Source organism: Micromonospora inaquosa (genome assembly GCF_003857055.1).
GTDB lineage: Bacteria > Actinomycetota > Actinomycetes > Mycobacteriales > Micromonosporaceae > Micromonospora > Micromonospora inaquosa.
Map to the genome: position 1 here is coordinate 1 of NZ_QGSZ01000407.1, position 10700 is coordinate 10700.

Consider the following 10700-nt stretch of genomic DNA (forward strand, 5'->3'; position numbering starts at 1 on the left):
AAGAGAGAGGGGGGTTGGGGTGGGGGGTTCGCCGGAGTCCAGGACAGCCTGGGTCCAGCCGCCCTCGATGACGCCTGTCGCGTCCAGGACGGCCCAGTCGACGACGTCGGACGTCTCCACCACCACGGGGGCGCCGATGCGGACGCTCTGGTCGGTGTTGGCGTCGCTGGCGCTCACGCCGACGATGCGCTCCGGCGCCTCCCACGAGGTGACGCCCGCCCAGACGTACTCCGGGCCGTCGTCCCCGGGCAGGCCGTACTTCACCACCAGCTGCGACTCGCTGGGCAACTGGCCGGCGACGAACCGGGCCCGCGCGTCACCCAGCGCGGCCCGGGCGGTGGCGACCGCCCGGCTCATCGCGTCACCCGAGCGGGCGTAGCGCACGTCCGGCTGGATGCCGGAGAACAGTGTCGCGCAGGCGGCGGCGTAGTAGCGCCCGTCCGGGCCGGGGTGCCCGGCCGGCGGTCGCAGGCTGAGGAACGAGTCGGCCTCCGGGTCGGTCGCCGGGTCCAGTTCGAGGCGGAGCAGCACCGGGGCGGTGGCGCCGTGCTGCTCCGGATTGCCGTACGCCACCGCGATGTCGTGCCCGGTGACCGTCGCCAGCACCGGCAGCTGCACGAACGCCGGCACCTCCTCGCCGGTGAGCCCGTCGGTCCAGTCCCGCAGCAGCCGGCGGGCCGCCCCGGTCATCACCGCACCCCAGGCGCGGGTGAGGTGGTCGGGCACCCCCTGCGTCTGCAACTCCAGCAGGCCGAAGCGGCGTAGCCCCTTGGTGGTGAACCACAGGCCCTCGGTGTCCGAGGAGTACGGCACCAGCACCCAGTCGACGAGTCGGATGCGGCCCTGCTCGTCCGGGAGGGAGCGCAGCGCGGTCGCCGGGTCGAGGAACTGGAGACCGAAGACGTCCACCACGTCGCTGTCGACGGATTCGGCCACGGCCGCCGCGACGGCCCGGGCGGCCCACTCGTGCGCGGGCGGCCATCCGGGCCGGTACTCGGCCTGCACGACCACCAGGTGCGTCGCCGCCGCCAGCCGGGCCAGTTGCTCCTTGGTGGCGCCGAACGCGGTGAGCAGGTCCGGTGGCAGCTCGGGAAACTCGGTGATCGGCCGGGTGTCGACGCTCATCAGCGGGCTGTCGAGCATCTGCCGGGCCAGCCCGTGCACCGGCTCGGCCAGCCGACCGGTCAGGGCCGCCACCGCGGTCTTCGCACTGACCTTCGGTAGCCCCACCATCGGCACCAGGTAGGTCGCGCTGAGCGACTCCGGCACCGGGACGGGCAGGAAGTCGTCCGTGATGAGCATGGTGGGATCCCCCGGTGGTGGCCGCGCCGGTGTTGTCGAGGCGAACGCTACCCGGCCCGCCGTGCCCGGTTCAGCCGGACAGCACCAGACCCAGGTAGACCAGCGTGGTGACCACCTCGACGGTCGCGCCGAGGACGTCGCCGGTGATCCCGCCGAGCCGGCGTACCACGTGGGTGAGCAGCGGTAGCGCGACGGCGATCGCGGCGACGACGGCGAGCGGGCCCTGCCACGGACGGCCCGGCACCGCGGGCACCGCCAGCAGCACGACGGCGACCGCGCCGGCGGCCAGGGCCACCGGGCCGACAGTGCCGGCCACCAGCGCGCCCAGCCCGTCGGGCCGGGCCGCGGGCACTCCCCGCCGGCAGGCCACCGTGACACCGAACCGCCCGGCCGCGGTCGCCGCGACCACCGCCGCGAGCGCCGCCGGCCACGACCGACCCGCGAGGTCGGCGAGCGCCGCCGCCTGCACCAGGAGTACGACCACCAGGGCGACCACCCCGAACGGGCCGACGTCCGGCTTCTTCATGATCTCCAGGGCGGCCGTGCCCCGCCGGTACGAGCCGAGCGCGTCCACGGTGTCGGCCAGCCCGTCCAGGTGCAGACCCCGGGTGAGCAGCGCGCCGACGCCCACTGTCACGCCGGCCGCCACCAGCGGGGGAGCGAGCGCGCCGGCGACCAGCAGCACACCGGCCAGCAGGGCGCCGAGCAGCGCGCCGACCAGCGGGGCGAGGGCCATCGCCGTGCCGGCGACCGGGCGATCGATGCGCCCGGCCCGCACCGGCAGCGTGGTGAACGTGGTGACTGCCAGCCGGGCCCCCGCGAGCAGCCGGGGTTCAGCCGGCACGTACGCCTGACGCCGGCTGCTCGTCCGTCCCGGTGCTGGCCGGGCCCGGCCCGGCCGGCTCCGGCTCGGCGAAGTCGGGCTCGGTGAGGTCGTCGTCGGGCTCGGTGAGCTCCGGGTCGGCGTAGCTCGGGTCGGTGGACTCCGGCTCGTCGCCGGTCGGGTCGGTGTCGTCCCCGCCGCCCAGCGACGGGTGCACCGGCAGCGCGGCGGCGAGCGCCAGCACCGAGCGCAGCAGCGGCAGCGCGACCAGCGCGTTCGCGCCCTCGCCGAGATCCAACCGCAGGTCGAGCAGCGGGGTGAGGCCCAGCACGTCGGCGGCGAGCCGCACGGCCGGGTGCCCACCGTGGTCGGCCAGCAGGCACCAGTGCCGGGCCTGGCCGGCCAGGTCACGGCTCACCATGCCGGCGGCCAACCCGACCGGCCCGTCGAGCAGCACCGGCACCCGACGTGCGGTGGCGCCGAGCAGTACGCCGGTGGCGACCGCGACGTCGCCGCCGCCCAGTTCGGCCAGGATGTCCTTGGCGCCGCGCGACGAGCGGCGGGTGCGGTGCAGGGCGTCGCGTACCGCCGCGCAGCGGATCATCCACGCCGCGTCGTCGATCTCGCCGGAGTCGGTGATCACCCGGCCCAGCACCGCGGGCGGCTCCGCGCCGGCCGTCGCCGCGAGCACCGCCGCGGCGGCCGCCTCGGTGCCGGCACCGCACGCCCCGAGCACCAGCAGCTGTACGCCGGCGTCGGCGGCCTGTTCGGCCAACCGCCAGCCGTAGCGCAGCGCGGACTCCACCTGCTCCGGCGTGAGGGCCGGCTGGTCCTCGATCGGCGCGGCGGCCGGGGTGTCCACCACCTGCAGACTGGCGCCGCTCTCGGCGGCCAGCCGGGCCAACGCGCCCCGGCCGGCGCGGGCCTGTGCGGCGCGACGCGCCGACTCGCCCGCGAGGGTGCCGGCCGCCGCCCCGCCGGCGTGGTCACCGTGCAGCAGCAGCACCCGGACCGAGCCCCAGGCGGCCGGGGTCGAGGTGCCCTGGGTGGCGGCGGCGAAGCTCACCACCCGCTCCAGCACGCCCAACCCGGCGCCCGGTACGTCCAGCGTGGCCAGTCGGTCCACCGCCTGCGGGCCCGCGTACTCGTCGGGCATCGGCAGCTCCATGCCGGGCTGAATGACCAGCCCGGTGGCCACCATCGGCAGCGCCATGGTCGGTGCCGCCCACGCGTCGCCCGGTTCCGGGGTCGGGGTGGCCGGCGGCGTGTGGGTCAGCACGTCGGGCAGCTGCACCTCGGGGGTCGGCTCGGCGTCGGCCAGGCTCGTCCCGACCGGTGCGCTGGCGACGGCCGTCGGCGCGGTGGCGGTCGCGGGAGCGGCCGGTTCGGTCGCGGTGGCGACCGGCTTGAGCCAGACCGGCTGACCGGCGACGACCAGCACGACCGCGTCGCAGGCGTCGGCGACCGCGCGGTTGGCCGCGCCCAACGCGTCGGTGAACGCCCGGCCCAGCGGGGTGGTCGGCACCAGCGACAGCCCCACCTCGGGGCTCACCAGCACCACCCGGGCGGCGCACCCGCGGATCGCCTCGGCCAACTCGGCGATCGTCGCCACGTCGTCGGCGGGTTGGTGGTCCGGGTCGAGCAGCACCGTCACCCAGCCGCCGAGGTCGTCGACGAGCACCGTCTCGTTGGCCTCGGCGGACGCGAGCACGTCGGCCAGCCGACGCGGGTCCTCGGTGGTCTCCTCGGTGGTCCAACTGCCCGGCCGTCGGGCGCGGTGCGCCGCCAGCCGGGTCGCCCACTCGGTGTCCTCCGGGTCGCCCTCGGGCGCGGTGGCGACGTAGCGGACCACCGGCACGTCGGTGACCAGGGACTCGGCGAACTCGGACTTGCCGGACCGGATACCGCCGAGCACCAGGACCGTGTTCCACCCGTCTAGGGACATGCCCGTACCTTAAAGCCGCCCAGGGTCGCGCTGCCTGCCGGCCCGGTTCTCGCCGTCGTTCAGTCGCAGTGTTCGAACCCGCTGCCGTAGCTGACCCCGCCGGTGGAGCCGCCCCACTTGACGCACGTCCCGGCGGCGTTGGCCCGCACCGGCCCGGCGTAGTAGTCGAAGGAGCCACTGTCGGTGCTGCGTGCCCGACCCTGCACCTCCAGGTATGCCGAGGCCGCCGACTTCGCGCCGACCGCGGTGTCCTTGAGGGTGACCACGCAGTTGGCGCCGGTGCCGGAGTGGTACAGCAGGAAGACCCGGCCCCTGCGCTTCCCGTCACCGCCGGTCAGCGTCGCCGAGTCGATCACCTGGTAGCCACTGCCGCACGCCTGGGCGGCGGTGTACGGGTTGGGCCGGCCAGACGGGGTGCGGCTGGGCGTCGGGCGGCTGCTGGCGGTGGCTGTCGGCGGGCCGTCCGGCCCGGCGGTGCTGGCGGGGTCGCCGGTGGTCGTCGTGTCGGCGGGGGCTGAACCGGTCGGGCTGGCCGTCGCGGTGCGGCTGGCACCCGGCGTTCCGCTGGGCCGGGGCCCGGTGGTGGTCGCGTCTCCGGGCTGCGGCAGCGGGTCACCGTTGGCCGCCACCGCCGTCTCACCGGCCAGCGCGGGTGGCTGGTCCGCCGAGCCCTGGTCGGCGCCGGGTCGCAGCGCCACCATGGTCACCGCGACGACCAGCGCGACGAGGACGACAGCGCCGGCCCCGACCAGCAGGGGAAGGCGTCGGCCCGCCGGCCCGCTGCGCAGCGCGTCCTCCCGGGTCGGCTTCGGTTCGGTCGTCGGTTCGGCCGTGATGCTCGCCGGCGCGCGCAGGGCGGCGGGCCCTGCCGACACCGGCCCGGCGGGCGGCGTCGCCGCGACAGGTGCGGCGGGGGACGGGACAGCGGGCGTGGCGGAGGCCGCGATGCCCGGGGTCGGTGCGGCCAGCGCCCACGGTGGGCGGGCGGAGACCGGGATGCTTGCCAGGGTGGCGTCGCGGGCCTCGGCGGCGGCAGCGGCCAACTCAGCGGCGCTGCCGAACCGGTCCTCCGGACGCTTGGCCAGCGCGCGGGCCACCACGGCGGCGACCGCCGGCGGAGTGTCCGCCGGCAGCGCCGCCGGGTCCTCCTGGGCGTGCCGCAGCGCCACCGCGAGGGGATTGTCACCGTGGAAGGGCGGCTGCCCCGCAAGACAGAAGTACGCCACCGCGCCGAGCGCGTAGATGTCGGTGGCGGTCGAGACCGGCTGCCCGGTGGCCTGCTCGGGAGACATGTACGAGGCGGTGCCGAGCACCATGTTCGCGGCGGTGAGCCCGGCCATGTTGCGGGACCGGGCGATGCCGAAGTCGACGAGCACCACCCTGCCGTCGGCCTTGACCAGCAGATTTCCCGGCTTTACGTCCCGGTGCACGATGCCGGCGAGGTGGGCGGTGTGCAGCGCGTCCGCGGCCTGGGCCAGCACCGACATGGTGGTGGCCGGGTCCAGTCGCCCCACCGCGCGCACCCGGGCGGACAACGGCTCACCCTCGACGTACTCCATCACCAGGTAGTCGACCCGACTGCCGTCGTCGAGCGCGGCCTGCCCCACGTCGTGTACCGGGACCACGCCCGGGTGCCGCAACGCGGCCAGCATCCGCGCCTCGGCCCGGAACCGGGCGGTGAACTCCGGATCGGCGACCAGCGACGGCAGCAGCACCTTCACCGCGACCTCGCGTTCCAGCAGCACGTCCGTGCCGCGCCAGACCGCGCCCATCCCGCCCGTCGCCACCCGCTCGCCCAGCCGGTACCGGTCGTCGAGCAGCACTCCCCGCGTCAACACCGAGCCACCGTACCGGCCGGCGTCAATCGGTTTGATCCACCCCGTCGGTCCCCGCCGGGGCGAGCGAGCGGCCGTTGCGCGCGGAGCCGACTACGCTGGCGGGGGTTCGTCCCACGGGGACTTCAGCGGCGAGGGGAGACGCGGCATGGCGTGGAGCTGGCGGTACGAGGGCACTGACGGTCAGACGGTCGAGGGGCCGGCGGAGTCGTTCGGCAGTCAGGCCGACGCCGAATCCTGGATTGGTCAGACCTGGCGGGAGCTCGCGGCGTCCGGCGTCACCTCGGTCGCGCTCGTGGAGGACGACCGGGTGGAGTACCGGATGAGCCTGTTGCCCACGGCCGAGTGATGGCCTACGACCGCCCGGGCGGCGAAGGGCTGGTCCTCGGCGTACCCAGGGCGGCGTTCCGGCCCAGCCCGGTGTTCCTCGGCCTGGTCGCCCTCTTCGCGGTCAGCGGGGTGCTGACCTGGAACGGGTACGGCAGCGTCCGGTTCAACGTGTTCCTCTTCGTGGTGTCCGGCTGGCTGGTGTCGCTCTGCCTGCACGAGTACGCCCACGCGGTGGTCGCCTATCGGGCCGGCGACCGGGACATCGCGCACCGCGGCTACCTGACGCTGAACCCGTTGAAGTACACCCACCCGTTGCTGTCGATCGTGTTGCCGGTGGTGGTGGTGCTGCTCGGCGGCATCGGCCTGCCGGGTGGCGCGGTCTGGGTGGACCGGCACGCCATCCCGGGCCGACTGCGGCACACCCTGGTCAGCCTCGCCGGCCCGGCGACCAACGTGCTGTTCACGCTGGTGTTGGTGGCGGCGGTGCGGTTCGGCACCCAGTCCGGCGGCCCGTTGGAGTTCTGGGCCGGGGTGGCGCTGCTCGCCTTCCTCCAGCTCACCGCCAGCGTGCTGAACCTGCTGCCGGTGCCCGGCCTGGATGGCGGCAACATGATCCAGCCGTGGCTCAACCCGCAGTGGCGCAAAATGTACGACCTGTTCGCGCCGTACGGCTTCATCCTGCTCTTCGCGCTGCTGTGGAACCCGCGCATCGGCGGCTGGTTCTTCGACGCGGTCTTCGCGGTCGGTGACCTGCTCGGTCTGCCCTCGTGGCTCTACGCCACCGGCCTGGAGCTGATCCGCTTCTGGCAGAGCTGAGTCGGCCCGCTGACGGGCTGACCTGACCCGGCCCACTGACGGGCTGACCTGACCTGACCCGGCCCGGTCGACGCGAGAGCCTCGCGCCGGCCGGGCCGGAACGGCGTCAGGGACGCTGCGCGGGGGACTCGGTCTTCGCCGGGTTCCGCTCGACGATCGGCTCGACGATGTCGTCGATCGCCTTGAGCAGGTCGGCGTCGAGCTTCACCCCGACCGCCTTCACGTTGTCGTGCACCTGCTCGGGGCGGGACGCGCCGATGATCGCCGACGCGACGTTCGGGTTCTGCAGCACCCACGCCACGGCGAGCTGGGCCATGCTGAGCCCGGCCTGCTCGGCGAGGGGCTTGAGCTGCTGGACCCGGGTCAGCACGTCGTCGTTCATGAACCGGGAGATGAAGCCCTTGCCCGACTTCTCGTCGGTGGCGCGGGAACCGGCCGGCGGCGGCTGGCCCGGCAGGTACTTGCCGGAGAGCACGCCCTGGGCGATCGGCGACCAGACGATCTGCCCGACGCCCAGCTCCTCGCTGGCCGGCACGACCTCGGCCTCGATGACCCGCCAGAGCAGCGAGTACTGCGGCTGGTTGGAGATCAGCGGGATGTGCAGCTCCCGAGCGAGCGGGTGGGCGGCGCGCAGCTGGGCGGCGGTCCACTCGGAGACGCCGATGTAGTGCGCCTTACCGGAGCGGACGACGTCGGCGAACGCCTCCATCGTCTCTTCCAGCGGGGTGCTGTTGTCGTAGCGGTGGGCCTGGTAGAGGTCCACGTAGTCGGTGCGCAGTCGGCGCAACGAGCCGTTGATCGACTCCATGATGTGCTTGCGGGACAGGCCACGGTTGTTGCGGCTGGGTCCGGTGGGCCAGTAGACCTTGGTGAAGATCTCCAGGCTCTCCCGGCGCTCGTTCTGCAGCGCCCGGCCGAGCACCTCCTCGGCACGACCCCCGGCGTACCCGTCGGCGGTGTCGAAGGTGGTGATCCCCGCGTCGAGGGCGGCGCGGACGCAGGCGAACGCCGCGTCCTCCTCGACCTGCGAACCGTGGGTGATCCAGTTGCCGTACGAGATCTCGCTGACCATCAGGCCGGAACGGCCCAGGTGTCGGAATTCCATGTACCGACCCTAGCCCCAGTGGATCATCGTTGGCGACAGATGACTCAGAGCACTGGATTGGCGTCGGTGAGTAGCCGGTCGATCTCCTCCAGCACCTCGGCGCGGTCGCGGTGCACCGGGTCGATGAGCGGCACGCCGCGCCGGTCCAGCGCGCCCCACCGCCCGTTGTCGTTCTCGACCAGGAACGCCACCGGGTGGATGACCAACATCGGGTGCGCCGGCGGGACCAGCACCGTGCCGGTACGGTCCACCACGCCCCGCCGACCCGCCACGTCGACCACGGCCAGCCCCTCGTCGGTGAAACCGTCGATCTGCTGGCCGTCGGCCAACTCGGTGACGAAGCCGTGGTAGCGGGTGGGCACGACGATCCGGCCGGTCCGGTCGACCGCCCCCCACCCCTCGCGTCGCACCGCGGCCAGCCCCCGCCGGAACGGTCGTACCTCGGCGAAGTTGGGCGCGACCTGCACCGCCCCGGTCGCGTCGATCGCCGTCCAACCGCCCTCGCCGACCACCCAGGCCAGGCCGTCACTGAACGGATGCGCGGCCCGGAAGGACGGCGGGATCACCGTCGTACCGAGCAGGTTGATCAGCGACCAGCGGTCGGTGTCCGGCCGGCGGACCCAGGCCAGGCCGTCGTGGAAGGGCTGTGCCTCGGCGTACCGGGCGGGGATGACCACGTCGCCGTCCTGGCTGGTGTAACCCCACAACGGCCCGTCCCGGTCCGGCAACGGGGGCCGGTCCCGGTCGAGCACCTCGTCCCGACTCCGGGGGTACGGCCCGAAGCCGTCCGCCTCGGCCCGGACGGTGACCGCGTCGAGGGCCACCCGGACCCGGTCCAGCAGCTCGGCGTCGCCCGCACCGCGCAGGTCGAGAGCCTTCTCGAAGTGCTCGCAGGCCTCCATGAGCCGCCCCTGGTCGTAACACGACCGCCCGGCGTGCTCGTGCAGCGCGGCCCGCAACCGGTCGGGCAACTCGACCGAATTGGCCTGGGCGAAGAGCTGGTCGGCCTCGGCGAAGTCACCGCGCCAGCGCAGCACGTGGGCCAGCCGGGCCTGGGCCAGCGCGGTCCGACGCAGCTCGCCGGTGGCCTCGGCGTAGGTGAGGGCGAGCCGACCATCGGCCAGCGCGTCGTCCAGCTCGCCGAGAATCCGCGAGGCCACCGCCCGCAGGCTGAGCAGGCGGGCCCGGGCACGGTTGTCGACGGCCGAGCCCAACTTCTCGGTCAGCCGTCGCCGGATGGCCCGCAGGTCGTCCGGTTCCGTCAGTTCCTCGCGCAGGGTGACAGGTTCCAACCGCCAGCGGTACGCGGCCAGCACCTGCTCCGGGTCGCCCGGGTCGGCCAGCGACGGGCGGGTCACCACCGGCGGCGCCTCGTCGGGTGGCGCGGACACCGGAGGGTTCTCCTCGTCCGACCCGCTCCGCTGACCGGGTACGGCCGAGGCGGGCGGCCCGGACGTCGGCTCCACCGACGCCGGTGTCGAGGCTGGTGGCGCGGAGACAGGCGGCGCGGAGACGGGCGTTGGCGGCGCGGACACGGGCGCTGGTGGCCCGGAGATGGGCGCTGCCGGCGGGGCCGATACCGGCGATGCCGGGGGAGCGGAGACGGGCGCTGCGGAGAATGTCTGTGTCGGGGCGGGTGGCGCGGAGATGGGCGCGGTGGTGAAGGGTGGCGCGGAGACGGGCGCTGGCGGTGCGGCGGGTGCTGGGGGAGCGGAGACGGGTGCTGACGGCGGGGCCGATACCGGCGATGCCGGGGCAGCGGAGACCGGCGTGACCGAGGCGGGCGGTGTCGAGGCCGGTGGTGCCGAGACCGGTGGTGCCGAGGCCGGCGGGTTCCGGTCGTCCGCAGCCGTCACGGATGGTGTGACGTCGACCGGCCACTCGTCGGCTCGCGAGCCGTCCGACGGGCTCATGCTCGGGGCGTCAGCCGCGTCCGCTGGCTCGTCGGGTGGCGCGAGTTCGTCCGCCGGGACGTGCTCGCTCGGATCGGTGTCCTCGGTGGACGAGCCGGTGAGGGGCTGCTGGTCGACTTCGACGGCGGCTTCGATCTCGGCTTCGACGGGGGCTTCGACCTGGGCCCCGAGGTCGGGTTCCGCCTGCTGATGGGGAATCGCGACGACAGGTGCACCGGAGACGGGGCGGTCGTCGTCCACCGGTTCCGTGTCGAATGTGGGCTGCGGGTCGTCGTCCAGGTCGTCCATCCAGCGCCGGGGAGCGCCGGAGACCGGGGCGAAGGCGTCGTCTGATGTCGACCCGCTGGCATGCTCCTCGGCCACGTCGAGGTAAGCGTCGGCCGTCGGTGTCGACGTCTCGACGTCCGATGTGGGCGCTGTCGTGGAGACGTCGCTGGCCGTCGACTCATCGTCGTCCGGGTCGAACGACCGCTGATCCGTCGCCGGCTCACTCGGCTCGGAGTCGACGGGGTGAGCCGGGCTGAACCACGCGTCCGGCCCACGGGTGGGCGGGACGTCGTCCGGTTCGCGTACGGGTGCCACCGGCTCTTCGGAGGGCGGCGGGGGTACGTACCGGCGCGGCGTGCCGGTA

General features: G+C 74.3%; 8 protein-coding genes. 2 read left to right on the forward strand and 6 right to left on the reverse strand.

Translation table 11 applies throughout. From position 1 onward, the window contains the following. From DLJ59_RS36035 to DLJ59_RS36050, 4 genes are all read right to left on the reverse strand, one after another. Nucleotides 1-1302, reverse strand: a 1302-nt coding sequence (locus DLJ59_RS36035; RefSeq protein WP_124778574.1) for a DUF2314 domain-containing protein, incomplete at its 3' end; no start/stop codon positions are given. 70 nt (nucleotides 1303-1372) lie between these two features. Continuing rightward, nucleotides 1373-2146, reverse strand: a complete 774-nt coding sequence (locus DLJ59_RS36040; RefSeq protein WP_124778575.1) for an adenosylcobinamide-GDP ribazoletransferase — start codon at nucleotides 2144-2146, stop codon at nucleotides 1373-1375. Beyond that, complete coding sequence (locus DLJ59_RS36045) at nucleotides 2136-4070, reverse strand: bifunctional adenosylcobinamide kinase/adenosylcobinamide-phosphate guanylyltransferase (RefSeq protein WP_124778576.1); 1935 nt, start codon at nucleotides 4068-4070, stop codon at nucleotides 2136-2138. Before DLJ59_RS36045 ends, DLJ59_RS36040 begins: the two co-directional genes overlap by 11 nt. A 59-nt stretch (nucleotides 4071-4129) precedes the next feature. Then, nucleotides 4130-5908, reverse strand: coding sequence for a serine/threonine-protein kinase (locus DLJ59_RS36050; RefSeq protein WP_208648959.1), 1779 nt, complete (start codon nucleotides 5906-5908; stop codon nucleotides 4130-4132). Nucleotides 5909-6053: 145 nt separating this feature from the next. Here DLJ59_RS36050 and DLJ59_RS36055 point away from each other — a divergent pair, with 145 nt between their 5' ends. Both DLJ59_RS36055 and DLJ59_RS36060 read left to right on the forward strand, forming a co-directional pair. After that, complete coding sequence (locus tag DLJ59_RS36055; RefSeq protein ID WP_030337978.1) at nucleotides 6054-6254, forward strand: hypothetical protein; 201 nt, start codon at nucleotides 6054-6056, stop codon at nucleotides 6252-6254. Next, nucleotides 6254-7051 carry a site-2 protease family protein gene (locus DLJ59_RS36060; RefSeq protein ID WP_124778577.1) on the forward strand — a complete coding sequence of 266 codons (798 nt, stop codon included), beginning with the start codon at nucleotides 6254-6256 and terminating at the stop codon, nucleotides 7049-7051. Before DLJ59_RS36055 ends, DLJ59_RS36060 begins: the two co-directional genes overlap by 1 nt. Before the next feature lie 106 nt (nucleotides 7052-7157). Here DLJ59_RS36060 and DLJ59_RS36065 read toward each other — a convergent pair whose 3' ends face one another. Both DLJ59_RS36065 and DLJ59_RS36070 read right to left on the reverse strand, forming a co-directional pair. Next, the gene (locus DLJ59_RS36065; protein ID WP_124778578.1) at nucleotides 7158-8156 is read right to left on the reverse strand and encodes an aldo/keto reductase family protein; all 999 of its coding nucleotides are present in this window, start codon (nucleotides 8154-8156) and stop codon (nucleotides 7158-7160) included. A 44-nt stretch (nucleotides 8157-8200) separates the two neighbouring features. Further along, a complete protein-coding gene (locus DLJ59_RS36070) occupies nucleotides 8201-10357 on the reverse strand; it encodes a WG repeat-containing protein (RefSeq protein WP_124778580.1) in 2157 nt (718 codons plus the stop codon). Nucleotides 10358-10700: the final 343 nt, after the last annotated feature.

Bases quoted from the DNA above. Each gene is read 5' to 3' on its own strand.
- DLJ59_RS36070 (WP_124778580.1), bottom strand. From the start codon at position 10,357: ATGGACGACCTGGACGACGACCCGCAGCCCACATTCGACACGGAACCG.
- DLJ59_RS36065 (WP_124778578.1), bottom strand. From the start codon at position 8,156: ATGGAATTCCGACACCTGGGCCGTTCCGGCCTGATGGTCAGCGAGATC.
- DLJ59_RS36045 (WP_124778576.1), bottom strand. From the start codon at position 4,070: ATGTCCCTAGACGGGTGGAACACGGTCCTGGTGCTCGGCGGTATCCGG.
- DLJ59_RS36055 (WP_030337978.1), top strand. From the start codon at position 6,054: ATGGCGTGGAGCTGGCGGTACGAGGGCACTGACGGTCAGACGGTCGAG.
- DLJ59_RS36060 (WP_124778577.1), top strand. From the start codon at position 6,254: ATGGCCTACGACCGCCCGGGCGGCGAAGGGCTGGTCCTCGGCGTACCC.